23 protein-coding genes are annotated in these 26,743 nt (G+C 43.4%); 6 read left to right on the plus strand and 17 right to left on the minus strand.

What is annotated here, in order from left to right:
- Nucleotides 1-12 precede the first annotated feature (12 nt).
- A complete protein-coding gene (locus E0F88_RS26345; protein ID WP_131961282.1) occupies nt 13-690 on the plus strand; it encodes a phosphatase PAP2 family protein in 678 nt (225 codons plus the stop codon).
- Here E0F88_RS26345 and E0F88_RS26350 read toward each other — a convergent pair.
- On the minus strand, nt 684-1,298 hold the full coding sequence (locus E0F88_RS26350) for an HD domain-containing protein (RefSeq protein WP_131961283.1): 615 nt from the start codon (nt 1,296-1,298) through the stop codon (nt 684-686). The genes E0F88_RS26345 and E0F88_RS26350 overlap by 7 nt on opposite strands.
- Before the next feature lie 146 nt (nt 1,299-1,444).
- Here E0F88_RS26350 and E0F88_RS26355 point away from each other — a divergent pair, with 146 nt between their 5' ends.
- The gene (locus E0F88_RS26355) at nt 1,445-1,858 is read left to right on the plus strand and encodes an EamA family transporter (protein ID WP_131961284.1); all 414 of its coding nucleotides are present in this window, start codon (nt 1,445-1,447) and stop codon (nt 1,856-1,858) included.
- Nucleotides 1,859-1,881: 23 nt separating this feature from the next.
- On the opposite strand, the gene E0F88_RS26360 is transcribed toward E0F88_RS26355, so the two are convergent.
- Together E0F88_RS26360 and E0F88_RS26365 are read right to left on the minus strand one after the other, a co-directional pair.
- Complete coding sequence (locus E0F88_RS26360) at nt 1,882-2,631, minus strand: ABC transporter permease (protein ID WP_131961285.1); 750 nt, start codon at nt 2,629-2,631, stop codon at nt 1,882-1,884.
- On the minus strand, nt 2,628-3,557 hold the full coding sequence (locus E0F88_RS26365; RefSeq protein WP_131961286.1) for an ABC transporter ATP-binding protein: 930 nt from the start codon (nt 3,555-3,557) through the stop codon (nt 2,628-2,630). The genes E0F88_RS26360 and E0F88_RS26365 overlap by 4 nt, the downstream gene beginning before the upstream one ends.
- A 204-nt stretch (nt 3,558-3,761) precedes the next feature.
- On the opposite strand from E0F88_RS26365, the gene E0F88_RS26370 reads away from it, so the two are divergent.
- Nucleotides 3,762-4,796: a sensor histidine kinase gene (locus tag E0F88_RS26370; protein ID WP_131961287.1), complete on the plus strand. Its 1,035-nt coding sequence runs from the start codon at nt 3,762-3,764 to the stop codon at nt 4,794-4,796.
- Nucleotides 4,797-4,798: 2 nt separating this feature from the next.
- A complete protein-coding gene (locus tag E0F88_RS26375; RefSeq protein ID WP_131961288.1) occupies nt 4,799-5,503 on the plus strand; it encodes a LytR/AlgR family response regulator transcription factor in 705 nt (234 codons plus the stop codon).
- 20 nt (nt 5,504-5,523) lie between these two features.
- Here the strand turns inward: E0F88_RS26375 and E0F88_RS26380 are convergent, their stop codons facing one another.
- The 3 genes from E0F88_RS26380 to E0F88_RS26390 form a co-directional block, all read right to left on the minus strand.
- Nucleotides 5,524-5,775 carry a hypothetical protein gene (locus E0F88_RS26380; protein WP_131961289.1) on the minus strand — a complete coding sequence of 84 codons (252 nt, stop codon included), beginning with the start codon at nt 5,773-5,775 and terminating at the stop codon, nt 5,524-5,526.
- Between the two features lie 170 nt (nt 5,776-5,945).
- On the minus strand, nt 5,946-6,647 hold the full coding sequence (locus E0F88_RS26385; protein ID WP_131961290.1) for a LytR/AlgR family response regulator transcription factor: 702 nt from the start codon (nt 6,645-6,647) through the stop codon (nt 5,946-5,948).
- Complete coding sequence (locus tag E0F88_RS26390; RefSeq protein ID WP_131961291.1) at nt 6,648-7,682, minus strand: sensor histidine kinase; 1,035 nt, start codon at nt 7,680-7,682, stop codon at nt 6,648-6,650.
- A gap of 204 nt (nt 7,683-7,886) precedes the next feature.
- Between E0F88_RS26390 and E0F88_RS26395 the strand changes: the two genes are divergently transcribed.
- Together E0F88_RS26395 and E0F88_RS26400 are read left to right on the plus strand one after the other, a co-directional pair.
- On the plus strand, nt 7,887-8,771 hold the full coding sequence (locus tag E0F88_RS26395) for an ABC transporter ATP-binding protein (RefSeq protein WP_131961292.1): 885 nt from the start codon (nt 7,887-7,889) through the stop codon (nt 8,769-8,771).
- Nucleotides 8,761-12,399, plus strand: coding sequence for an ABC transporter permease/M1 family aminopeptidase (locus tag E0F88_RS26400; protein WP_131961293.1), 3,639 nt, complete (start codon nt 8,761-8,763; stop codon nt 12,397-12,399). The genes E0F88_RS26395 and E0F88_RS26400 overlap by 11 nt, the downstream gene beginning before the upstream one ends.
- Before the next feature lie 494 nt (nt 12,400-12,893).
- Here E0F88_RS26400 and E0F88_RS26405 read toward each other — a convergent pair whose 3' ends face one another.
- The 11 genes from E0F88_RS26405 to E0F88_RS26455 all read right to left on the minus strand — a co-directional run bounded on the left by E0F88_RS26405 (nt 12,894) and on the right by E0F88_RS26455 (nt 26,743).
- Nucleotides 12,894-14,405 carry an IS1182 family transposase gene (locus E0F88_RS26405; protein ID WP_131961294.1) on the minus strand — a complete coding sequence of 504 codons (1,512 nt, stop codon included), beginning with the start codon at nt 14,403-14,405 and terminating at the stop codon, nt 12,894-12,896.
- Nucleotides 14,406-14,694: 289 nt separating this feature from the next.
- Entirely contained in the window at nt 14,695-15,372 is a 678-nt protein-coding gene (locus E0F88_RS26410) for a phosphatase PAP2 family protein (protein ID WP_131961295.1), read from the minus strand.
- A gap of 78 nt (nt 15,373-15,450) precedes the next feature.
- On the minus strand, nt 15,451-15,960 hold the full coding sequence (locus E0F88_RS26415; protein ID WP_131961296.1) for a heme-binding domain-containing protein: 510 nt from the start codon (nt 15,958-15,960) through the stop codon (nt 15,451-15,453).
- Nucleotides 15,961-15,996: 36 nt separating this feature from the next.
- Entirely contained in the window at nt 15,997-17,097 is a 1,101-nt protein-coding gene (locus E0F88_RS26420; protein WP_131961297.1) for a VIT1/CCC1 transporter family protein, read from the minus strand.
- A 57-nt stretch (nt 17,098-17,154) separates the two neighbouring features.
- Nucleotides 17,155-18,288, minus strand: coding sequence for an efflux RND transporter periplasmic adaptor subunit (locus tag E0F88_RS26425; protein ID WP_131961298.1), 1,134 nt, complete (start codon nt 18,286-18,288; stop codon nt 17,155-17,157).
- Between the two features lie 7 nt (nt 18,289-18,295).
- Entirely contained in the window at nt 18,296-22,654 is a 4,359-nt protein-coding gene (locus E0F88_RS26430; RefSeq protein ID WP_131961299.1) for a CusA/CzcA family heavy metal efflux RND transporter, read from the minus strand.
- A gap of 79 nt (nt 22,655-22,733) precedes the next feature.
- The gene (locus E0F88_RS26435; protein ID WP_131961300.1) at nt 22,734-23,120 is read right to left on the minus strand and encodes a hypothetical protein; all 387 of its coding nucleotides are present in this window, start codon (nt 23,118-23,120) and stop codon (nt 22,734-22,736) included.
- 60 nt (nt 23,121-23,180) lie between these two features.
- Complete coding sequence (locus E0F88_RS26440; protein ID WP_229213922.1) at nt 23,181-23,744, minus strand: YceI family protein; 564 nt, start codon at nt 23,742-23,744, stop codon at nt 23,181-23,183.
- Entirely contained in the window at nt 23,734-24,648 is a 915-nt protein-coding gene (locus E0F88_RS26445) for a DUF5777 family beta-barrel protein (protein ID WP_131961301.1), read from the minus strand. The genes E0F88_RS26440 and E0F88_RS26445 overlap by 11 nt, the downstream gene beginning before the upstream one ends.
- A gap of 12 nt (nt 24,649-24,660) precedes the next feature.
- Nucleotides 24,661-25,101: a Rieske 2Fe-2S domain-containing protein gene (locus E0F88_RS26450; protein WP_131961302.1), complete on the minus strand. Its 441-nt coding sequence runs from the start codon at nt 25,099-25,101 to the stop codon at nt 24,661-24,663.
- Nucleotides 25,102-25,369: 268 nt separating this feature from the next.
- Nucleotides 25,370-26,743, minus strand: a complete 1,374-nt coding sequence (locus tag E0F88_RS26455) for a sensor histidine kinase (RefSeq protein WP_131961303.1) — start codon at nt 26,741-26,743, stop codon at nt 25,370-25,372.

Consider the following 26,743-nt stretch of genomic DNA (forward strand, 5'->3'; position numbering starts at 1 on the left):
TTCTGTTGCATCATGCGTACATTAGTAATCCTTCTTGTATTTTCCAGCTGGGTCAACGCTTCGCCTGTGATGCTTGGTGATACGCTGCCGGCCCGAAAACCCGTTACACTCCGAACATTTTATCCGCCTGCTTCGCTCATTATTGGTGGTCTGTTGTCAACAGGGCATTCCGAAGAAGCCATCAGAAACGAAGTGGCCGAAGAACGGAACCACCTCATTCCTCATTTCCGCACTAAAGTCGATGACTATCTTCAATTTTCGCCCCTGGTAATTGCCTATGGCCTGGACGCTTTTGGCGTGCATTCTAAAACAGATCTTATTAACCGGACTGTGATCCTGATCAAAGGAGAAGCGATGGCACTGACAACTGTCACGCTTTTGAAATCTGCCACCCATACGCTCCGGCCTGATGGCAGCAGCTACAATTCATTCCCCTCAGGCCATACCACGCAGGCCTTTGCAGCAGCCACTTTCTTGAATGAAGAATACAAAGACCGCTACCCATGGATGCCCTACGCTTCCTATACCGTGGCATCATCCGTAGGGTTGCTGCGCGTGGCCAACAACCGGCATTACATCAGCGACGTTCTCGTTGGCGCGGGTATTGGATATCTGTCAATGAAGGTGGCCTACTGGACGCACCTGTACAAATGGGGGAAGGCAAGGCGGAAACACCAACTGGTTTATTGATCTGCTTCGAAAGCGGCTTGTATCCGGGCTTCCAATTGCCTGAGATTTTCATGCTTTTGAGCAGCTAGTCTGTCCTGACAATATGGAGTGCAAAACTGGTGAGACCGTAATAACTTTGCAGATCCGGATAGCCAGCTGCCAGCAGGTATATCCGTTTTTAATCTGCGGCTGGTTTCTTCTAACATTAACAGATCTTTTTCGGCAAATTCTATTGTACCAAAATGATAAAGGTCTGCATCGCAGACGATTGATTCCAGTAGATCGGTGGGCTTTTGTGGTAGCGTGGTTGCCAGAATGCAGTTGGTGACGCGCTCTATGAGATCGCCCTCAATGACTAAACGATTGGCAAATTCGCGGAAAATCAACGCGCCTCGCTGCTCATGGCCAGCAGGGTCACCGTTCACATAACCCAGGTCATGAAACCAGCTGGCTGCAATAACCACAAACCGGTCAGGATCAGTGAGCCGGTAGTGATCGGCAAGCCTTGAAGCATTTTGTACCACACTTAATGTGTGGTTTAGATTATGATAGATCAGCTCATCACCACAGGCAGATAATTGAGCCGACACGAAAGCTTCAATTGGATCCAGCAGGGAAGCATTTTTCATTGACTCAACAGATTTAAAAGTGTCGCCACGGATATCCGAAGCATGTTTTAAATGATAAACCTATCAGCCAATTTTGAATTCTTTTGGAATGTGCAACTAACCTTAAGTAAATACTTTAATATTCATCCTTGTTATTTAGCCCAACTATGTGGAAATACTATGCTTTGCTTTCTGCCTTGTTTGCAGGTGCTACTGCCATTTTAGCAAAAGTGGGTGTTAAAGGTATCAGCGGTAATGTGGCAACCGCTGTCCGGACAATCGTGATCCTCTTTGTCGCTTGGGGAATTGTTCTTTTCAGCGGACAAATGAAAGAAGTGAAAGACATCAGCAGGACAAACCTCATTTTCCTTGTATTGTCGGGAATTGCAACAGGCCTGTCATGGATATTTTACTTCAAAGCATTGGAAACAGGTGATGTTTCAAAGGTCGCACCGATTGACAAGCTGAGCGTCGCCATTGCCATCGGATTGTCCATCTTGATTCTAAAAGAGCCGATCGAAGCTAAGACAATCTTTGGCGCATTGATGATTGTTGCAGGTACAATCGTAATCATATCGTAACCGGGACCGGATTTAACCTGTGGTTACCCGCGAAACTTTTTAGTAAAGTCATAATAACTCAATATTACCAGTATCACAGTATACACGGTATTTAACAAATAAAGACTCTGGTGACTAGCGGCGCCTTCTTTATAATTCAACATCTGAAACGGGGCTGCATACGGCAGGTAAATGATATATTCCCAGCCTTTTAACAGTAAGCCGATCATCAGCCCACCCAGACCAATGCCCAACGATATGATCAGATTTTTCAGCCGGAACGACAACCAGTACTGTAAAAAAACCGTCGGCAAGATTGAAATGAAAAACTCGGTCACAAACCTGAAAATGTGCTGACCGGGTAGCGGAAATCTCGAAAATCCGAAATCTGGAACTGTATAGCCAAGGGCGATACCTGATAATACACTCAGCGACAGGTATAAAGTGAAAAAGCTAATGACAATGGCGACAATGACCATCAGCTTGACAAGGTAAATTTCGCTCCTGCCGATCGGTAAAGTAAATAGATGTTTCCATGCATTTGCTTTGTGCTCGATATGGATGATCAGGCCTATGATCAATAGAACAAAGCCTATCGAAAAGAAGCAGCACCCGTTTAGTATCCGGATCAGAAAATCGTCCCAAGGATTTACTCCGGGCCCTGGAACAAACGATTTTACGTCGGACAGATAGGTGGCAAACAAAATAAGCGGGACAAAAAGAGCGCCCAATACGGTTAGCCACAGAGCGAATGTATTTTTAAGCTTAATGAATTCGGTGTAATACAGTTTCATAAATGATCATCTTTGATAATTGAGAGAAAGGTTTCTTCCAAACTGCTTTCAACAAGCTGGGCGCGGTTAACACGCAGACCTGCCGCGGTCAACAAGGTAATCAGATGGGCCAGGCGATCTTTATCAACATATTGTACGTCCAGAAACTGAGTAGCTTTTATGACCGACTGATGATCTTCCCGCAGTATTTCAAGGGCGCGCGTGTTGTTATCGGTATCAATTTCAATGAAGGCGCTCTCGCTGCTGATCTGCTGAAGTTCTTTTAGAGGTCCTTGAAACAGCATTTTCCCCTGACCAATAATACCAACATGGGAAACCAGCCTCTCGACTTCCGAAAGTAAATGGCTTGATACCAAAATTGTAACACCGTGTTTTACATTCAGCTCCCGCAACAGCTCCCTGATTTCTAGGATACCGCTAGGGTCCAATCCATTGGTAGGTTCATCAAGGATCAATAGATCCGGACTGGAAAGTAATGCCAACGCCAGGCCAAGCCGTTGTTTCATCCCTAGTGAGTAGTTACGAACATACTTGCCAGCCTGTGCATCTAGCCCCACCATTTCCAGTGCTTCCCCCACCCTTTTCTGTCTGATGCCTCTCAGGTTTGCAGTAACTTTTAGATTGTCAAACCCGGTCAGATGTTCGTACAGGGAAGGTGTTTCAATGAGTGCTCCGATCCGGGAAAGCACTAGGCTGCGCTGATCGCGAAGTGATTTCCCAAAAACTTCAACAGCACCTGAGCTGGGCGAAAGCAGGTCAAGTATTAGTCTGATCGTGGTGGTTTTACCTGCCCCATTCGGCCCTAAAAATCCAAAAATGGACCCTTTGGGGATTTTTAGATTAAGCCCCTTGATCACTGTCTGTTCTTTTGAAAAACTAAAAGACAAATCGCTGGTTTCAATTGCGATTTCATTCCCATCAATCATATCTGTGTATTTAAATGATTGGCAAATATTTCCGGCATTATTGACATGGAAAAAAGATACGGACATACATGGTTCTTATCAAGTCTTAATGCGCAGTTGCCATGCCGAATCTTTTCAGCGGTACATCATTTGAATTGGGCATTGAAAAGCAGGCTTTCGGCATGAAGAGTTTCGAAAACGGCATTGATTGTCCATATTTGGGTTATGGAACTCCTGGAATCTCTTATTGGAAAAATGATGGCTTCCAAGATGTTAGTGCATCTGTCTTTTTGCCTTTCGTTTGTGGCTGTCTTTTCGCTTGCGGTCATTTTAAGTGGTAATCACGACGTGGTTGTTGCTGCGATGATAAGTTGCTTATACATTTTGAGCTGCACATATGTGGGAAGATGGTATGGCAAGTCCTGGATAACCCGGTCAGTAGTGCCGACGTCCCTGTTCAGATCAGTTCTAATTTTCCTGGTATTGGTACTGGGCAGTGCTGCCGGTGCTGCATATATGTTCAAGGGAGATGTCGGCAGATACTTTTTGCAGAACCTGTTTATCTGCTTTCCTATTTCGGTGCTCTTTATTTTTTTTGGTATCGCAATAGCCCTGGCGCGGCATGCTGTATGGATGCAAGTTTCACAGGCCGAAACCGCACAAAAGCATAAGGAAAGTGAGTTGCAGCTTCTATTATCCCAATTGAGCCCGCATTTTCTTTTTAATACGCTCAATAACATTTACGGAATATCGCTTACTCAACAGCAAAGGGTTCCGCAATTGCTGCTTAAACTCTCTGAACTGCTCAGATATAGCGTTTATGAGACCAGAGAAGAATTTATTCCGCTTCAAAATGAGCTGCTGTATTTGAAGAATTACATTGACTTTGAGAAAATACAAAACGGTGCCAGGCTACTCCTGGAACTTGCGATTGAAGAACATCAGGAAGATCGAATACGGATTGCTCCCATGCTCTTGATCGTTTTTGTTGAAAATGCATTCAAATATTCCAAAGCCACCCGCAAGCCCAATATGTGGATTGCCATTGCATTACAAGTTAGAGAGGGCTGGGTCATCTTTACGATCAAAAATTCATTCGAACCTGGCGGCAGGGAGCAATTGAGTTTGGAGGAGCCGTCAGGTATTGGCTTGCACCATACATTGAAGAGATTAAACCTGATTTATGGAAACGAGTATTTTTACAATGCGCAGAAAGAAAACGGTACATATCATGTTGAACTGCGTCTGAAAGCAAGATAATTATGATCAATTGCCTAATCGTTGATGACGCGCCGGTAGCACGAGAGATTTTAGTGCAGTACTGCAAACTGCTTCCTGTGCTGCGGGTTGTAGGGCAATGCGGTGATGCCTTTGAAGCCAGGGAGAAAATACAGCAGCTGCAAATTGACCTGCTTTTAGTGGATATCAATATGCCAGTGCTGTCTGGGATTGAACTCTTGAAGACATTGAAAAACCCTCCGCTGGTTGTTTTCACTACTGCTTATAGGGAATTTGCGACCGATGCATTTGACCTTGCTGCCTGCGATTACCTGCTAAAACCCTTTTCCATCGAACGCTTTATTATCGCCATTGATCGTGTAGTCGAAAAACTGAATCCTAAAACGAGTACCATACTTGAAATTCCGCCCTCTATTCCAAGCCATCATTTACTTTTACGAACAGAAGGCAGGATTAATAAATTGAACTATGACCATATTGTGTATCTGGAAGCCAGCAGGAACAATACCAAGGTCATCACTTCCAGCGAACACTTCATAAGCACCACACCATTGTCGTCTATTGAAACCCAGCTGCCAGCCGAACTGTTTTTCAGGGTTCACCGGTCCTTCATTATCAACCTTTCAAAAGTCACCAGTTTGCATGGTAACAGGATCATTCTAGGTAAGATTGAAGTTCCGTTGGGAGGCAATTATAAAGATGAATTCGTGAAAATATTTGGGGTATAGCCTGAAAAGTCATGCTCCGATCATCTCTTCGACCGCCCGATCAAATCCAAAGTATACTGCAAAGTGACATCCCTGCCAGTGACATAGTCCAGCAAATCCGGAATTACCTGATAATCAGGAATAATTCCCCGATCTGCATATTTTGACGCTCTGACTTGATTTACATATTTTAGCTTTGGTATGATTACCTGAATTCGGCTGTCGCCAAAACTACCCAGGATCCCCTTGATCCATGTATTTTCTATGATCAAAATTTTAAATCTTGTTTTCATCTTTTATTGAAACCCAATGACGCATTCGCAGTCTACATATTTGCATGAGCGTAATAATGATGTTTTCATTAATTTGTAATTGATTTTAATGTCCGATTTTATATGATCTTAATTTCCGTATGCTACTGGTCACGGGAGACGAAATCTCTACTGATACAACAAAATGATTTTCACAGTCCCAATATTTTAAAAAGTTCCTCCCGGTGATTTTTACCGATAGGTATTGCCTGTTCACCAATAAAAAGCCAGTTACCATCAATGCGGGTAATCTTTGATTTGTTGACAATAAATGAACGGTGAACCCTGGTGAATTGACTAGTAGGTATTTGTTGTTCCAAAACGGAGAAAGACATCATTGGTGATAGGGTTTTATCAGTAGTGACTATCCTGGTGTAATTTCGGCTGGCTTCGGCAAATAACAGATCATCATATTTTACCCGGTAGATCATACCCTCGGTTTTTATGAAAACATGATGGTCGCCGGCCTTAAAATCTGAATGGTTACTTCGGTATTTAATGTTTTCAGTGGCTTTGTCTATGGCCATTATAAACCGTTCCAAAGAAAAAGGCTTAACCAGATAATCGCAAACCGCGAGGTCGAACGCATCAACAGCATATTCCTTATAGGCAGTGGTCATGATCACCTGCGGCCTGATTTTAAGCGTTTGCAAAAGGCCGATACCATCCAAAACAGGCAGATGAATATCCAAAAAAAGGATAGAAATCGCCCTTTCCTGCAAAATCGCTTTTGCTTCTATGGCGTTACCACAAACGGCCTCAATTTTGAGTTGTGGTAAATAGCTGCAATAGGTAATCATTAGTTCCCTGGCTAAGGGCTCATCATCTACAATAAGGCAACTAATCTGACCCATTTATCTGGCTTTAAGAATAAGTTCAACTTTAAATTGATTTGTGCTATGAGTTTGTTTCAATTCATAATCGCCCGGATAAAGTAACTCCAATCGCTTAGTCACATTCGCGATGCCAAAGCCTGAACTCCGTTTATCGGTCGAATCCTTTGCACCATTATCAATATAGGTATTGACTACTTCAAAATAGATATTTTCATTGACTAGTTTGCAATTGACAACGAGCTGAATTTCGTTTTCAAGCGTATTACGGGCATGTTTAAACGCGTTTTCAATAAAGACGATCAGCAACATGGGTGCTATTTTCACATTTACCCGGGCATCAGCCAGATTGATGGTTAATGATAGGCGGTCGGCACTGCGGATATTTTCCAACGCGATGTAGTTGCGGATATATTCCAGCTCGTCCTTCAGTTGCACCAGAGGCTGGTCAGCTTCGTAAACCGAATAGCGCAATAGCTCAGATAGTTTAAGCAATAAATCTGGCATTTGGCTGGGGCGATTAATAGATAGGCTGTACATATTGTTTAGCGTGTTAAACAAAAAATGTGGGCTTACCTGCGAGCGCAGCAGGCTGAGTTCACTTCCTTTTTTTTGTTCAGCAAGCACGAGTCCATTCATCTTTTCCCTGATGGCGCTTCTGATCACTGCGATAAAAAAACCAATAAAAATTAAAGCAAAACTACACGCTGTAATATTTATAGCAGATTCGATCATATGATTTAAAGGTAGATCGGGTACAAAGAAATAAACATAAGCACCAAGGCCAATTATGCAATATCCCAAAAGGACAACAATAAGCATAGTTATCAGACCACCCCATTTGCTATTCATTAGCCATTTACGGCATAACCACCGGCCGGTATATATGCCGCCTAAGATAAATGAATAAATTAAGATCGCTCCCGGCGCATACTTCCATTTCTGGCTTACCGAGAGTATAAATACCATGAGCACTAGTAAAGCCAGGCAAAAGAACAAGTGAGCCCGTCTACCTTTTTCAAAAAATGCCTCGATGTGTATTTCCGGTAATTTCATTGTTCAAATGTGCATATACATCAATTAAATATAGCATATCCATTACCAAATAATAGAATCGAAGGACACACAGCATAAAATACCTGACAACTGGGTATATCAGGGCAATACAGATTTCTGTCCATCTATTGCTGGTGTCCGGCCTGCTAATTTTCCTCCAAGATATTCGCCTGGCATCTTTGAGGGGTATTAATTATAAAAGCTATGAAATTAGTAATCAACAATTTGTCTAAAACGTATTCCAATGGTGTTCGTGCACTTAACCAGGTGTCATTAAAACTTAATAACGGGTTGTTTGGTTTACTAGGACCCAACGGCGCAGGTAAATCCTCCCTAATGCGCACCATCGCTACTTTACAAGAGGCTGATAGCGGCAGTATCTTGTTAGATGATCTTGATGTATTAAGGAACAAAACCGACGTGCGGCAATTGCTGGGCTATCTGCCTCAGGATTTTGGCGTTTACCCCAAAATATCCGCGGAACGTTTACTGGATCATATTGCTCTATTAAAAGGCGTAGGAAATACAGCCGAACGGAAAGCACTGGTGGATGCCATGCTTGCACAAGTTAACTTGTATACTGAGCGAAAAAAACAGCTCGGCACTTTTTCGGGTGGGATGAAACAACGGTTTGGCATCGCACAGGCCTTGATCGGTAATCCCAGACTGATCATTGTTGATGAACCAACCGCTGGCCTTGACCCCGCCGAAAGGAATCGTTTTTATAATCTGCTTAGCCAAATGGGCGAAAACACTATCGTTATTCTGTCCACACATATTGTGGAAGATGTAAGTACGCTTTGCTCCAACTTCGCTATTATCAGCCAGGGCGAGGTCCGGTACTGGGGTGAACCCGACGATGCAGTCAAAGCGTTACACGGCGTGATCTTTAGCAAGGCCATAGCTCTGACAGAACTTGATCATTACAAAAATAAATACGCAGTTATTTCAACACAGTTAAAAACAGGCAAGCTGTATATACGGATAAACGCAGAAGCCGAGCCAGGGGACGGATTTGTTCCCGTTAACGCAAACCTTGAAGATGTTTATTTCTCCCATATCTCTAAATCTTTGCTGCATGTTCGGTGAAATATTTTTGTTCGAGCTCCAAACCCAGTTCAGGCGGCCAGCCACATACTTATATTTTGGGTCAATACTAATTTTCAGTCTGGGTACATTTGCTACTGGCTCTTTGCCATTAGCTGAAAAAGAACATATCAATGCACCCTACGTTCTGGCACTGTGGTGTGCTGCAATGAGTATGGTGATGGCACTGATCGGTTCATCGGTTATGGGCTTGCCTGTTTACCGGGATATTGAATACCGGACCAAGCAGTATTACCTTACTTATCCAATCAGCGAAGCAGGTTATTTTTTTGGACGTTATTCTGGCGCATTTTTGACTCTGCTTTTTATTGCAAGTGCTATAATTATAGGCGCGTACGCGGGCACATTGCTCGGGCCATTAATGGGCTGGCGGTATGCCGGACAATACGGATTAAACCTTGTAAGCTATTACCTTCAGCCCTTTTTTTCAATCGCCCTGACTAATCTGTTCTTTATAGCATCGCTGTTTTACGGATTGGTTGCCCTGACTCGAAATGTAAAAGTTATTTACAGCGGTGGCGTGTTTTTATTCTTGGGCTATTTTTTATCCTTCTTTTTTTTGATGAATAATCATAACTCAACTGTGGTTAACCTGGCTGATCCCTTTGCTGTCAACGGTGTGATGCTACAAACCAATGATGCTACGATCTTTCAGAAAAACACTTCGCCGATATCGATCGTTGGTATGTTTTTCTGGAACCGTGTGATATGGTCAGCCACAGGTGTAGCCATTCTTTTTTTTGCTTACAGTCGTTTTAGCTTTACCCGTTTTTTTAGCGAAAAAATGGGAGCGAAAACAATCGCTGATGCGCCATTAAAAACGACAACCTTCAGCGTTCCTAAGGTTCAGGTAACTTTTGGCAACCCTTATGGCCGGCGCACTTTGGTCAGCCTGGTGAAAACAGAATTACTGAACCTAATCCACGATAATTATTTCTGGATTATTTTTTCTAGCGGGCTCTTTTTTCTTTTGATATCATTCTGGATGGGTGTTTCTCCGTTTGGTGTTCCTGAATTTCCACGAACGGTTATTTTGTTTGAGATTTTCAACGATACGTTTCCTTTTTACATTTTCCTTTTTATACTGTTTTACACCGGCGAAATCCTTCACCGAGAACGTAGTAGCGGATTTGAGACCATTAACGACACCTTGCCGCCATCAAACCGGTTGTTAAATGGAGCGAAACTAATTTCTCTACTCATCCTTAGCATTTCTCTGGCCTTGATCCCGATAATTTCGGGGATCTGTGTTCAAATCGCGCAGGGATTCTTTCAGTTTAATTTCGCGATATATGCTACCCAGGTCGTTGTCATTTTGATCCCGCGTTTAATAGGAATCGTCCTGCTTTGTTATGTGGTGCACGTATGGGTCAATCAAAAGTTTGTTGGCCACGTCACCGGGCTGTTGATTTGGGTTGCCATGTTCTTTTTAAATAAATCAGGCACACTCGATTATCATTTGCTGCTTTATACTTATACACCTAAGTTCCGGTTTTCAGATATGGACGGATTAGGTCATATGTTGAGTCCAATAATCTGGTTTGATGCATACTGGCTGCTATTTGGCTGTCTGCTTATAATCTTATCTGCATTGGGTTATTATCGAGGGATAAGCAGCACATTCAAAGAAAGGGTTAGGTTGGCTTTTCGGCGTTTTGATGTCATTACCAGACGTGTGACTTTTATTGTTCTGATCGCTTTTCTGGCCGTTGGCGGTTTTATATATTATAACGTAAGTTATCTGAATAGTTACCTCACTCAAAACGAGCAAGCTTTCCGTAAGGTAGTTTTTGAAAACAGTTTAAAACGCTTTGCCTTACTACCATTGCCCAAGGTGACAAGTATAAAACTTCGGGTTGACCTATATCCGGAAAAACAACAGGCACTTACCAAAGCTGTGGTTACGATGGTCAATCAAACTACTCAACCTATAACGCAGCTACTGGTAGATGGCGACGAGCTAACCAATTTCAATATTAAAAACAACGGCCAATCTATTCCTTTTACTTACCCATTAATTTACACCCGCGGAATGTTTAATTTCTTCAGACCGAGAAATGAACCGTCTGAGTACAGGTTGTATCATGTCATCCCGGCACTCCTTCCCGGTGATTCTCTACATATGGAAGTTCATTCCTCTCAAATCTACAAAGGCTTCAGTAACGACACTTATGCTCAGAACTTGCTGAATAACGGAACCTTCGTTCAAGGCGGATTACCTACCCTGGGGTATAATGCTGCTGAAGAACTAATCGATCCTTTTGATCGGATGAAATATCATTTACCCAAAAGAAAAGCGGAAGCCGATATTCCACAGAACGACCGAGTAGGCAGGGCAACACTAAAATCGGGGCCTACTATCGACCTTTTAAAATTAGACATAACGGTAAGTACTTCCGCCGACCAGACTGCACTCGCGCCTGGCGCCTTAATAAAACGATGGACGGAGAATGGGCGAAATTATTTTCACTATGCCCAGACAGGTCCGGGGACCTACATGCCCTTTTATATACTGTCGGCGCGGTATGCAATTTCGGAGGATACTGTACAATTGGATCACCCTGTTAACATTTCTATTTATTACAATCCGCAGCATGCTGCCAATATCAGACGCTTTATGGCTGGCTATAAAGACGGTCTGCATTATTTCAGCAAGGCTTATGGATACTATCCTTTTGATGATATACGTCTGGCAGAAAACAGTGTTTATCAGAAAAAAATAATTTCAGCGGCAACGCTCAACGCCTATTCGGAAGATTTTGCCTGGAACGCTCATTTTAGTAGCCTCAATCAGTTTGATTATATTTATTTCTATACCATTCGCACCCTGGCACAGCAGTGGTGGCGCTTTCAGGTTGCCCCTAATAATACTGTTGGTTCAATGATTATTCCAGAGGGATTAGCGACCTACTGTGCGCTGGACCTGCTCGAAAAGAAATACCGCAAGAATAATATGCGGAATATTATTTTGGACCAATTACGTGATTACAACTACAAGCGATCGCGGCTAAACGAACAGGAGCATCCGCTGCAAACTATGAACCTTCCCGAACAAAATGGAAAAGCAGGCGTGGTTCTATTCGGATTAAAAAACCTCATCGGAGAGGATAAATTAAACGCAGCGTTACGCGATTTCAAAAATACCTATGCCTTTAAAAACAAACCGACTTACGCTGGTAATAATGATCTATACCGCCATCTCCGAAAGTATGCACCCGACTCCTTAAAGTATTATTTAGAGGATAACTGGTTGAAAGTAACAAGGTATGACAACAAAGTGATTAAGGCAACAGCAATTCCGATTGGAAAAGGCCGGTATCAGGTTACGTTTACGGTTAACCTAGGCAAAACTATGCTGAATGAAAACGGCATAGAAATACCTGTCAAAACCATTGATGATTATATAGACTTGGGTGTTTTTGCTCCTAACAGCACCGATAAAAAGGGGCGTCAGCAGACGAATCCTTTATACTTAAAGAAATACAAGTTGACTGCTGGAAATAATACATTAACCATCAATGTAACGGGTAAACCGGCATATGTTGGTATAGACCCATTTGCAAACTTGATAGATCGAGATGCAAATGATAATCTGAAAAATCTGAACTAACCTTCTATATGACAGGTCGTCAAACCAAATGTTGGCCAATGTGAACCGGGTAACAAAGTCAAATAGATCCGCCTTAATTTCAGCGCGCTCAGTTTTTGGTGAGTGCAGGACTGATGCCGCCTAATGCAATAGATCGAGTTTAGTGAGATTCAAAAAGCTATTATAATAGTTTAATCCTGATGTGGGTTCCTGTCAGTAGAGAATTAGATTTTCGATCAGAAATACACGTCATCGTTGTAGACGGAGCAAACAAATCCATTATTCGCGATTTTAAGTTGCTGAAATAGAAGGGTGTTCAGCAGAATTACATTTTAAGGTGGGGACCATTCTTGATCGCTGTACCAAAAAGCCCTACACCAGCTCCCATTCCTACCTATTTACTAAAATCTCACTTTTTCAAGAATTTCAAAAAAACCACCGTGGCCGTTGCGGAACTATCCTGACAAATTGAATCTGAGGAAGTTTAAGATCTGACTTGTGAGATTCTCAAAATTTCAAAGTAAAAGCAATCGAGGCTTCAAAAATGCGCCGGTTAAGTGAGCCATGGTCTCCATTGCTGCACTATTTGTAAATTTCCTTTTGAATGTTTTAAGGTACTTTTTGAGATTGAAGCAGGTCGCTGCCATTAGCATCACCTTATGTGCTGCGGCTTTTCCTAGAACATTGATTTTACTTAATCCGTAATAATGGACCAGGCTTCCAAAGACGGGCTCTACCGTACTTTGTCGGACTTGTTTCATCCGTTTCCCTCGCCTGCTTAATTGTCTTTCATAGGCTCGGTGGTAATAATCTTCATAAGCTGTCGTAAATATTCTTTTAAATAGTGACTTAGGTGTGCAGGATTCTTTTAAAACACAGGGAATGCAATCCTTTTTTGAAGCCCGGTAGTTTTTGATAAGCTTCCCGTCAGATGTTAGATCGAAGCCTTTAAAAGGAATTGTCTTCCCCATGGTACACGTAAAAACATCTTCTTTCCTGTCATAGGTAACCCATTCTCTTTCTGGTTTATACTTTCCAAAAACAGGGATCCATGGTGTGACATTTCTTCGTTCCAGGAACTCGTAATTAAAACCATTTGAGTATCCTGCATCTGCTAGGAGCTCTGTCATGCGAAGCTCATTTGCTTTCAGTCGGCTTTGAACTTGTAGAGTCATTGCTGGCAGATACTGACTGTCTCTTCCATCTGCAAAGTCGGCCTGTATATGGCTGATTATACCCTGACCTGTATCTACTGCCATACTGCAGTGATAGTTAAGTTTTCGTGCCTTGCCAGGCTTTACCGAAATACGAGCATCGGGATCATGCGGATTATAATGCGTTTTATTACTGAATAACTGGGCTTTTTCATGAGAAGCGCCGCTGGCTCCGACCGGATTTTTACGCAGTTTATCATGAATATGTTTAACACGCTTCAAATGATGCTGCGGAGCAGTGATCAACCCCACCGTGGAAGTTACAGCAGTGCTTGTTTGATTTTGGTTTTCGGTGTCTACGGCTTCAATGTGCCTTTCAATAGACTGAAAAGGTCTTTTCAGTTCAAGGCTTTCCATTGAAGCATTCGCCTTAATGGGAGCCGAATCCATGGCCTGGGTATGTCCACTGACCATGCCCTTATCAACACATAAAGCAAATATCTTATTGAACAGAGCCTCAAAAACGGTAGCTGGATATAATTGTCTGGTCCGACTGATGGTCGAATGCCAGGGTAATTGCTCATCAATATCATAGCCCAAAAAGTAAAGAATGTCCATGCGCATCGAGCAGTGATCTACCAATTTACGGTCAGACGTTATATTTTCCAGGTAACCGACAAGCATAAGCTTGAAGAATACGACCGGGTCTATGGATGGGTTTCCGGTGCGACCATACAGGTCTCGGGTATCGCTGTAAATGGATTGTAGATCCAGAGCCTCTCTGAGCCTCCTATAAAAATTATCCTTCGGGATCCGCTCGGATAACTGGAAGCTCATAAACAGCTTTTCGGAGTAATTTTTTCTTCCTTGCATTCCTGAAGTTACAAAAATCCAAAGAGTTTTGGAAAGGATTTAGGCTGTTTTTCATTGAGTTGTGCAACGGCCACCACCGTTTAAAAAAAAGCTAACAGGTATAGATCAAGTCTATTAAGATGGATATTTTCACTCGGTGTTTTTATCCGCTTCGATCAAGCGACTAAATTCTGATAACCGCTAACTAGTCACCGCTGCTAATTTTCATTCTGGCTAGAACCTTTTGTCACAATCGATAATGTTTTGGTACTTAAATCGTATTGACATGACAGGTATAAAATATTGTAGATTATTTTGAATTCTTGCGATTAAGTCTTTTCCCCCATTTATACTGGTGGGTCCAGTAGGCAACTTTTATAGACAAGAACCCAACTCCAGCGCCGACCAAAACGTCACTAATGTAATGTCGGTTGTTGGCGACCCTGAGAATCCCTACCGAGGAAGCAACAGTATAAGAAGCATAAGGCATCCACCGATAGGTACCTTTATATTCTTCACTCAGGAATGTAGCCGCCGCAAAGGCCTGTGTGGTGTGCCCTGAGGGAAAAGAGTTATAAGAACTCCCATCTGGCCGCTGGATATGGAATGCCTTTTTCAAAACCATAACCGTTGAAATGGCCAGGATCTCGCCCTTCACAAGAATTACCGAACGGTTGACAAAATCCGTGTTGGATTTAACCCCCGCCGCATCCAGTCCATAAGCAACTGCCAAAGGAGAGAACTGAAGATAATCATCCAGCTTTGTTTTAAACCTGGGAATGTGTTCTTTACGCTCTTCGGCTATTTCATTTTTGATCGACTCCCGCGAATGGCCATTAGAGATGAAACCCGCCAGTATAAGTGCAAAAGGTGCATAAAGCTGCGGAAAGGAAAAACGCAGCTCCTTGCGGGTAGAATCTGCGTTTTGCGAAAATGCTGAAAAATGCAGTACCACCACAACAAGAAGCGTAGCAGGGACCTTTTTCATGATATGGAAAGCAACAATTTGATTTTTGAATAGCTATTCTAATCCCAATTCTGGCGGTAACCATCACATCTGTTGCGCTCAGCTTTCAGCCTTCGGCGTTCTTTTTTTCATTTTCAAACTATCGGCTGGATACTCATTTTTCAGCATCGTCATTTGCTGCTTTACCCAGTTGATGAGAAGTTGGCGTTGTTGATCGGTCAGATTTGCCTCTTGATGCAAACCCAGGTAGGTGTACGATTTCAGCGGCATTTCTTTTTCATCCACCATTTCAATGATCTCATCGAATTTATGGTTCTGGACGGCAACCGGAAGTTTGGTGAACGTGGAGAAGTTCAATTCTCTTTTTCCCTCCTGAACGTGATTATCAAGAAACCAGGCCACGGGCTGAACATTAACATACCAGGGATAGGCTGTTTTGTTACTATGGCAATCATCGCAGGCCACCCTCAAAATTTCCTTCACTTCACCGGAAACCGGGTATTTCAGCGCAATGTTGTGCGTTTGATCATCGGAAAGATTTTTCTCAGGCCGGAAGAATTGTATGATTACCAGAATGGCAAGCAAACCCATTGCAATTTTTTTGAACATAACAGAGATGATTATGGTGAATAAACTGAATTCGATTTAACCTGCTACGGAAACACCAATTAGTCTTCCAATTCCAAAAGTGACGGCAGCAGCAGCAAGCCCGAAAAGAACTTGCCTGAAACCAGAATACCACACACTTTTTCCGGTAAATAAGGTGATGGCTGCACCGATCAGAAACAATCCGATTGCGCTGAAAACAGTGCTTGTCAAAATCGCCTGAGTACCGCTTAGAAAAAAGTAGGGGGATACAGGAATAATTGCGCCGACCGAAAATAAAAGAAAGGAAGTCACAGCGGCTTCCATGGCAGAACCTTTCAGGTCTTCCACATTAATACCAAGTTCTTCTTTGACCAGAATTGCCATTGTATCGTCCTTACTGGACATGATGTCTCGAGCCATTTTCAGAGCTTGTTGCTGCGGTATGCCTTTCGCCTGATAAATGAGTGCAATTTCCTGTTCTTCACCGGCTGGGTTGGTTTCCAGTTCGTCCATTTCCAGCTGCATCTGATTCTCACTGAGCTCCTGAGAACTTTTAACAGAAATCCACTCGCCCAGAGCCATCGATAAAGCACCCGCCAGCAGACCTGCGAGTCCGGTAAGCAATATTTCCTTTTGCCCTATGGCAGCACCCGCAATCCCCATCACCAGACTGAAATTGGAAACAAGTCCGTCATTTCCGCCTAGTACGGCAGCCCGTAAAGCATTCCCTCCCACTGATCTGTGCCGTTTCTCAAACCTGGTAAGGGTCGACCCGGCGATTTTCGGGTTGTTGTCCAGTATGTTCTTCAAAATCGCAACATGGGCGGTGTCTGAGATTGAACTGGCAGATCTGTTCTTATTTCTGGCATTGGATACGGAAGACGAAATGCTCTTTTCCGTATCCAGAAGTACACCCAATATGTAATCGTAGCCAAAAACCTTACCGATCGTATTCAGGATTTTTGCTCTGGCAGACGGGCCTGGTAATTGTGACAAATGCAGCTCATTCTTAGCCATAAATGCAAGTGCATGCCCGTGCTCTATTTCACTCATTTGCCTGAAAACGCTAGCCACATTTTCGTCTTCCTCGTTTTTAGCAAGAATCCCGTACAGAAAGCCTGCGTCAATTTCGGTTTGTATGTTTTTAAGACTGACCATGGTTTGTTTACAGTTTAAAATTGATGCGCAAAGTGAATTGTCCTTTAATAATCAATACTACTCTTCCGATTTATTCTTTAAAGACATCAGAAGAGAATACGCTCCATTTACTACACAAAGCTGGTTGTCAAGTTTTTGCTTGGAAATAATTTCCGTAAAACCGTTCTCCGAAGTTCCGGTCTGGACCTGTTTCATTTCAAAAGTGCTTTTCCCTTTTGGTATAAAAATGTACTGTTTGTCTTCGTATGTAACAATGGCATCGTCGGGCAGCACGAGCACGGAGCGGCTGTTGAGCTGGATGTCCGCATTCATAAACATGCCGGGTAAAAGTTCGGGCTCATAACTTTCAAAGTGTGAATGAACCTCGGCGGTCCTTTCCGGTGACAAATCCTTGCTGATCAGGATAATTTCACATTGGTATTTTTTTTCGGGCACGTTGTTGGTGTAAGCCAATATCTGCTGGCCAATTTTTACTTTATCCAGATCCTTTTCAAAAACTTTAAGGGCCAGATGGATGTCGGTCGGGTTTATCAGTTCAAAAAGTACTTCCGTAGCCGAAACGTACCGGCCGATATTGACATTCACCTTGGACACAAAACCGCTGATGGGCGAATGAATGCTGATACTTCGGGTAATGTTATCCTTTGTTAAGTGGTCAGGATTGATGCCGGCCAGCTTGAGCTTTTCGTACAACGCTTTCATCATCACCTGCTGGCTCTGGTAATCGGACTCAGCCTGCTGAAAGGTCTTATCGCTGCTTGATTTGCTTTTGTTCAGATCTTTCTGGCGTAAATAATCACTTTCCAGAAAAACGACCCTTGCTTTGCCAGTCAGGTAATCCTGCTGTAACTGAATGTACTGCTGGTCTTCCATCACTGCCAGAATTTCGCCTTTTTTTACGCGCGTTCCCGGTAAAAGTCTGGTCGTTTTGAGATATCCTCCCAGTGGTACGCTGATGGATACTATGTTTTGAGGCGGAACGTCAATCTTTCCATTTAGTTTTAAAACCGATGAAACCTGCTTTTTCTCTGGCAATGCCGTTTTAATACCCGCATTTTTAATTTGCTTTTCATTGAGTGAAGCAACATTGGGATCAGTACTTTTTTCAGTCTTTACGGTACCATTTTCAGCCTTTTTGGAACAGGATAAAAAAAGTAAAATCAGTAAGCTATATATCAGATATTTCATCATGGCGATGTTAATTTTGAAGGTAATAATTTAGATCAATGGCTTTGCTGTTCAGATTCATCACCGCATCCAGATATAGGCTCCGGATGGAAGTCGCATGGCCTATCAGCTGTACCCATTGCAGGTAATTGATGCTTCCGCCCGCTAGCTGTTGATTAGCCGTTGTGGTGATCAAAGCAGCATTTTTCAGGCTACTCGTTTCGTAATACTGCACGGCGGTCAGGAATTTCCGGTATTCTGTCAAGGCAGACAAATACTGCGATCTGAGCATTTGCGCACCTGCCTGATAACTTTGCCGGCTGATATCCTGGTTGATCCGCGCCGAATTGATCCTGGCTTTCTGAGCTCCTGCAAAAATGGGAATACCGACCCCGATCTGCCCAGATTGGAACCGCTGAGAACCGCTGTAGGTCTTCTCATCCGCGCCGGTGCCTCGCATACTCATGTTGTTGTAGCCCACATTAATCTGCGGCAAAAGTTTGGCCTTTTCAACATCAATAGTGGCCGTTGCAATCTGCTGCTGCTGCGAAAGAAACCGCATCTGAGGATGGTTTTCGATATTGATTGAATCCGGAACTGCAACCGGATTGTACAGATTGTCACGCAATTCCGGCTCGGGATTATCCGGCGCATTGAGCAATAGTTGAAATTGCAGCCTTGATAAATTTAAATCGGATTCGAGCTGCTGCCGCTGCATTCTGATATCGGCCAGCTGAGTTTCCACTGTCGTTTTTTCAAGAATATCACTTTCCCCCTTTTCAAATCGCTCCTTTGCCCTCTGATAAAAACCAGAGTAAAGACTGTCCAGAGAAATGAGCAATTCTTCTTTTCTCTTTTGGTACAAAACCATATAAAAGACATGCGCGACATTTCTTCGCAGTTCATTTTCCCTTACCGCCACATTGAGAACACTGGCCGATAATTCGCTTTGCAAAAGCGTTTTTTGCCTGGCATAAACAACCGGCAGACTTAGTGATTGTGTAATGTTAAAGCGCGTGTCTGTATAAAAACTGTTGATCTGCCCTGCCTCCACCTGAACTCCCGTTTGAGGTAATACCACGGCTGTTTTTATAAGCGCTTTCTGGTACTGGGCTCTAAGCTTTTCGGTTTTCAAATTCTGGTTGTTGGCCAGAGCAAGCTCCTGAGCCGTTTTCAGGTCAATTTTGTTCTGAGAAAAACCATTTGCATGATTGAGCAGCAACATCACTTGAATCAGCAGCGATACTAATTTGGTTTTACCATTCAGTTTAAACTTAAACCCATTTTCAAAAAACAGATAAAGCACCGGAAGTACAAAAAGTGTCAGAAAAGTTGCTACTAAAAGACCACCGATCACGACTGTTGCCAATGGACGTTGCACTTCCGCCCCTGCACCATTACTGATAGCCATTGGAAAAAAACCAAGCGACGCCACAAAAGCAGTCATCAGTACCGGACGAAGCCGGTGTTGTGTACCTTCCACAACAGCTTGTTTAATGTCCTTTTGCTCTTCTTTTCTGATCCGGTTGAATTCTGCAACGAGCACGATCCCGTTTAAAACCGCGACACCAAAGAGCGCTATAAAACCAATTCCGGCACTGATACTGAATGGCATACCGCGAAGGGCTAGAAAAAATATCCCGCCAATAGCAGATAAGGGTATGGCTGAATAAATCAACAATCCGTCTTTCACGGAGTTAAAAGCAAAAAACAACAGAACAAAAATCAGCAACAGTGATACCGGTACGGCGATCATCAGCCGCTGTTTGGCAGCATTCAGGTTTTCAAAAGAACCACCGTAGGTAATGTAGTAACCAGTTGGAAGTTTTAGGTTTTGGTTGACTTTTATTTGCAATTCGTTGACAATGGTCTGCACGTCCCTTCCGGCAATATTGAAACCGACCACAATCCTTCTTTTTGCATCCTCCCGCTGGATCTGATTTGGCCCATCCTGGATTTTAACTTCTGCCAGCTGGTAGAGTGGAATCTGCGTTCCGTTGGGCGCGGCTACCAGCAGGTTACGGATATCTTCCAGATTTTTCTTACGCTCTCCACTAAGCCTCACCACCAGCTCAAACCGTTTTTCGCCTTCAAAAACCATCCCGGTGCTCTGACCGGCCAATGCAGTATTGACCGTTTTATTGATGGCTGAAATGTCCAGGCCGTACTGCGCCAAAGCACTACGGTTGTAACGTATCGTAATCTGCGGCATACCGGAAACGGCCTCCACATACAAATTTTTCGTGCCTTCAACCTGGTTGACCATGGTCCCAAGCTTTTTTGCATACAGTGCAAGCGTATCCAGGTCTTCACCGAATATTTTGCAAACCACATCCTGACGTGCGCCTGTCATCAGCTCATTAAAACGCATCTGGACAGGAAACTGAAACCCGGCTGTAATGCCCGGGACTTCTTTGAGCGCCTCTCCCATTTTTTCGGAAAGCTCAGAAAACGTTTTAGCGGATGTCCATTCACTTTTGTTTTTCAAAATCACCATCATATCGCTGGCTTCCATCGGCATCGGATCGGTCGGGACTTCCCCGCTTCCTATTTTGGTAACCACTTTTAATACCTCCGGGAACTGCGTTTTCAAAATGTGTGCAGCTTTCGTAGTATTCTCAATCGTCGTAGTCAGGCTGCTTCCGGTGAGTACGCGGGTATCCACTGCAAAATCGCCTTCTTCCAGTGCGGGAATAAATTCTCCGCCAAGCGTAGTCAGCAGGTAAACCGCAGATCCAAAAAGGATCAGCACCGACATCAGGATCATTTTAGGATGACCAATTACCCGTTCAAGTGCATAGCGATATTTCTTCGCCAGCGTGTCCATGATCCGGTCAGAAAAACCGGGCTCCGTTTTTATTTTTTTGCTCAGAAACACAGCACTCATCATTGGAATGTAAGTGAGTGATAAAATGAACGCGCCTAAAAGTGCAAAGGCAACCGTCTGTGCCATAGGCTTGAACATTTTCCCTTCAATTCCCTGTAAAGTAAAGATGGGCAGGTAAACGATCAGGATAATGACCTGGCCGAAAACGGCACTATTCATCATCCTATCTGCGGACTCATTCACTTCCTGGTCCATCTGCTGCTGAGTAATCCGCGCCAGACCTGCAAATTTTTTGTTATGTGTAATCTGGTGCATCACCGCTTCTACGATGATGACCGCACCATCTACAATCAGTCCGAAATCCAATGCTCCAAGGCTCATCAGGTTACCGCTCACACCAAAAGTATTCATCATAATCACCGCAAAAAGCATAGCAAGCGGGATCACTGAAGCGACCAGCAGACCAGCACGGAAATTTCCAAGAAACAGCACGAGTACAAAAACGACGATCAGCGCACCTTCCAAAAGATTTTTTTCAACGGTTCCAATGGCATTATTGACCATTTTAGTCCGGTCAAGAAAAGGCTCTATCACCACGCCTTCGGGCAATGTTTTCTGGATCTGGGCTACACGCTGCTTTACATTTTTAATAACCTCACTGCTGTTGGCTCCTTTGAGCATCATCACGACCGCACCGGAAACCTCGCCTTTGTCGTTGTAGGTCATGGCGCCATAGCGGGTTGCAAAGCTGGTCTTTACCTGGGCCACATCCCGGATAAACAATGGCTGACCATCGGCCAATGATTTAACAGCGATATTATTGATGTCATCCAGATTTTCTACCAATCCTTCGCTGCGGATGTAAAGCACAGTAGGCCCTTTTTCGATGTATGCGCCTCCGGTATTCTGGTTATTATTTTCTAATGCCTTAAAAACATCGTTGATCGTAATATTATAAGAAAGAAGCTTTTGTGGGTCAATTTCAATGGAAAACTGCTTTAATTTTCCTCCGAAACTGCTTACTTCCGCAACGCCTTTCACGCCCAGCAATTGACGGCGCACAATCCAGTCCTGGATCGTGCGCAGATCCGTTTCGTTGTACCGGTGTTCGTAACCTTCTTTCGGGCGAACGACATACTGGTAAATTTCACCAAGACCGGTACTGATCGGCCCCAGCTCGGGTGTGCCGATTCCGGGAGGGATAATGGCCTGAACTTTTAAAAGCCTTTCGGAAACCTGCTGCCGTGCCCAGTAAATATCGGTGGCATCATCAAAAACGATGGTGACCAGTGACAAACCGAACCGGGAAAAACTGCGAATTTCTTTTAGTCCGGAGATATTGCTGTTGGCCTGTTCGATGGGGAAAGTGACTAATCTCTCGATATCCGTTGCTCCGAAGGATGGTGCGACGGTAATGACCTGGACCTGGTTGTTGGTGATATCGGGCACGGCATCAATCGGAAGCCGGGTCAACTCATAGCTTCCGTAGCCGATCAGAGCTACGACGAGCAGGCCGATGATGAGCTTGTTGCTGACAGCGAAGCCAATAATTTTATTTAACATGATTGTATTGTTGATTTGAGAAAAATTAAAATGGATACGCAGTCATTTTAAGGACAATCACCTGCGTTCCTTTAAAAAATCAGCAATACTTGGGAGGCTGCCATATCCCGGACAGATAAGATGAATTGATCCGGTCATTGAGATGGAAGCTGTCCCGTTTCAAGAAATAACAGAATAAAGCTGGCTGAAATAGAAATGTTGGATTTGAAAAAATAGGTGTTACCCAGATCGCGAGATGGTCCTGGCCGGAAAGGAAAGGTAGTTTTTTGTCCAGATCGTAGTCGGAATGTCCGGATATTGCCTGCTGGTAGTGTAGCACAATAAAGTCGATAAAAGTAGATTTTTGATTCCATTTCTGATGCTGGCCGTAATGCTCAATGAGCATAGGTATTTTTACCAGTTCGATCAAATGAAAGTTCGAAAAGAGGTAAATAGCAAGCAACAATATGGAAATCTGCTTTTTCAATGAAGAACTTTTGGTTGATCTAATGATGAGATTATTCCTTAAACAACTCTTTTCAGTTCATCAGGCCGTTTTTTTAGGGGTCAGCACAAACTTGTTTTTAACAGCAATAGACTCCGCAATTTTAGCCACCACCAGCGTAGGGACTTCGATTTTGTGGTCTGTAAGTTTGACATCGAAGGCGCAGGTAATCGTGATTTGCCCACCTGATACGGCAAGCTGGCCTTTCAGTGTCCGGTTCTGTTTCACACCGTGCATGTCCATAATCCCGTCTACACTTACTGGATAACTTCCATCTTTACTGTAATCTATTGGCTCTTTAATTTTTCCCGTAAAAACCGCCGCCGGATATTTCTCGGTTTCCATGTAGTTTTCATTGAAGTGTTCTTCCATGAGTTTATTTGGAAAATGAAACCCACGCTGCTGCATTTTAATGGCAATTTCCCCGTTGGCTGTGTTCAGAATAACCAGCACCTGCTTATTAACTGCTGCAATATTTTCCAGCGGTGTTTCTGAGAAAAAACTCATCTCACCTGTCTTGGTCATATATAATTGACCATAACAGGTTACGGCTATGAGCTGGCTGACCATGACAATCAGCATCAGTCTAAATGTTTTAGTATCCACTGGATTTACGTTTTTTACTTTTATCAAAACTGAATGTACGTGCTACGTTAAAGCCATAGAAAATATCGCCGCTGTTCCATTTTCCGGTAGTCTGTCCAATGAACTGTTTCTCAATCATTCCTCTTGAATTTGTCAGGTGCAGCTGGAATACGTGGCCACCAGTTTCGATATCAAAACCAAGTGAAAGGGTATTTGTAAATCTGGGATCTCTCTGAATGGCGCCGGCGAATGTTTTTGGCGTATACCAATATTCGACGTTGAAAGAAGTCCGCTTGGTCAGTTTGTAACGTCCGCCCATGCCCAATGCATAGAGATTATTGGCATCGATCTGATTTTCTGCCAGGTTCCGGTGCACAATAGTCGGTGTTAGTTGAAGTGAAAATTTCTCACTGAACTTGCGGGCGATCAGCGCTTGAAACGTATAAGTTTGTCGCTGGGCAATCGTATAAAAAGGAAGGTCTGTTGATGAAGTGCTTGAATTATTGGCATCGCTGGCAAAAAGCGTAACGGATACCGGTATATTTCTAAATCCCGACGACTGTTTTAAAAGGCGGTACTTGGCAAATACATCAATGGTTTTCTGGTAGCTGCTTCTGCCGATGCCGATCATCAGCCGGTCCGTAAGCCCGTATTCCAATGCCAGCCTGATTTGGGATTCGTCCAGTCCGAAAAAATTATTCGCGCCAGAATTAACTGCACCAAACCGGTGAGAGATAATAAAGTCCATGTTGTTTTTTCCGACCGTTTCCACGGAATGCCCATTGATAATCCGGGTTCCTTTGAAAGTTGCCGCACTGTAGACGGTCGCCGAATCCTGAACCTGATCCAATTGTTTTAATAAATCGTCCTGTGCAAATGCAGATGAGCCCATGAGCAGCATCGCAACGGCTATACATTTTTTCATTCTCATATTATCTTAAGCGGTAATGGTCAAAATGTTGCTGGCCAGACTGGTTGTATAAACCCGGATGCCTTTTTTCCCTTCACTGTTGAGCCCTTTACCGGTGTTGTCGTATTTGGCTCCATGCGCAGGGCAGTAAAAATGATCTGACTGGTACATGATTTGGTTTTTGCCTTCGTGGCTGCATGTAAGCGTGGCAGCAATATATTCGGCGGTATTACTTTTCGCTATCACGACACCGTCTTTGACTACATAACCTCCATTATTCTTCAACGCCGCGTTTTCGGAAGCGGTTAAATCCAGCGTCAGGTTTGTGGGTGCCGGGCTCACACGTTCATTCGTGCAGGATTGCAGGTTTGCGCCAAAATAAACAGCGGCCAGGGCGGATCCGGCAAAACCCAGCTTTCTCAAAAATTCATGACGGTTTATATTGTCGGCTTTGGTGTTATGGTCCATGATTGTAATTGGGTTATTGTCGTATGAATGATATCTCAAATGTATGTGGAGCTACCTTAGCGTTTCCTCAAGATATTCTTAAGGTTAGCTTAAGATTTTAATCATTGGAAGAGATTCGGCAATGGCTGAACAGTATAACATGCACCTCTAAATCTTAACAAATGTCCTGAATAGCACATGATAAAGTTTACACACAACATTCCATAAGTTGTATACATCACAGATGTGCCTAAAAAGCGGCAAAAGCCTTTTGGTCAACCTATAAATGCTAAAAAAGAAGTTCGGCGGTGGTACCGTGACCGATCGCACTTTTGATCTTAAACTGGATCTGCATGAGCTGACACATCCTTTTTACAATCGAAAGTCCGAGCCCATTGCCTTTAATCTGGGGATGCTTTAAGGGGCTGGCGCGGTAAAAGGGTTCCTGTATTTTATCTATTTCATCCGCAGCAATACCAATTCCGCTGTCGATCACAGAGTACAACACGTTTTGACCGGTCTGACTGATGACAATTTTAATACCTTCCTTGATGATCGAATATTTAACGGCATTGGAAATCAGGTTCTCAATGATGATATCAAGCATGTACGGATCAGCATAAACGTCAGTGTGATCATCGGTTATCAGTTCTACTGACAAATCCTTTTCCGAAATTTGTTGCTGCTGCCGTTGCAGAATGGAACCTGTGAGTTCAGAAAGATCCACACGTTGATGATCCATCGCCTTTTTCTGACTTTCAAATCTTGCCAGAAGCAACAATTGATCAACCAGATAACTGATCCTGTCAATTTCTTTGATCGACAAAGCGACTTTGTCAATGTATTCTCCAGCGGTTCTTGGCTTCCGGATCAAAACTTCAAGCGTACCTTTGATTACCGCCAGGGGTGTTCTCAGCTCATGGGAAGCATCGGAAGTAAATTGTTTTTCACGCTCCACGGCACTTTCTATCCGATCCATCAGATCATTAATCGTAACAACCAGCTTGTTTAACTCATCTTTCCCCGCCGGAAGCGGAACACGCGCCGTAAGATTTTCATTGGTTATTTTACGCGCTGTATCAATTACACTGAGAACCGGTTGAATACTTTTCCCGGCGATCAGGCGTGTCACAAGAAATAGAACGAGCAGCACAATAGGGAAAGCAATCAGTAATACACTTTTGAGATTTTCAAGTACTTTTTCAGACCCGGTTATCGGAATCGCAACGATCAGATAACCAGCTAATTTATCCTTTTCTTTTAAGGCAACCTGAATCTGCGCAATGGCCAGTCCTTTCAATCTGGTTTGAAAAAATACCTTGTCTTTCTTAGTCAGATCTGTACTCAAATAATCCTGCTTCAGGTTCGGCGATTTTTCAATGACTGTTCCGTTCCTGTCCGTTATCTGCACAAATACCGGATTTACTTCGAGTTCACGGTGTTCTTTTTCAAACCATTCCTCTTTATCGGCAATGTAAGGCACACCACCCTTTACACCCACCTCGTAAAAATGTTTATCAGCCTGGAAAGTGATATCTTTTTCCAAACCATTAAAAACCGTAAGGCTCACAATATGATAAATGACAAAAAAAATAACCGCAGTTAAAATCGCCGTACTTAGTGTAAAATTGAAGGCAATCTTATTCTTAAAGGAAGTAGTCAT

Source organism: Dyadobacter psychrotolerans (genome assembly GCF_004349265.1).
In the GTDB taxonomy this organism is placed as follows: Bacteria; Bacteroidota; Bacteroidia; order Cytophagales; family Spirosomataceae; genus Dyadobacter; species Dyadobacter psychrotolerans.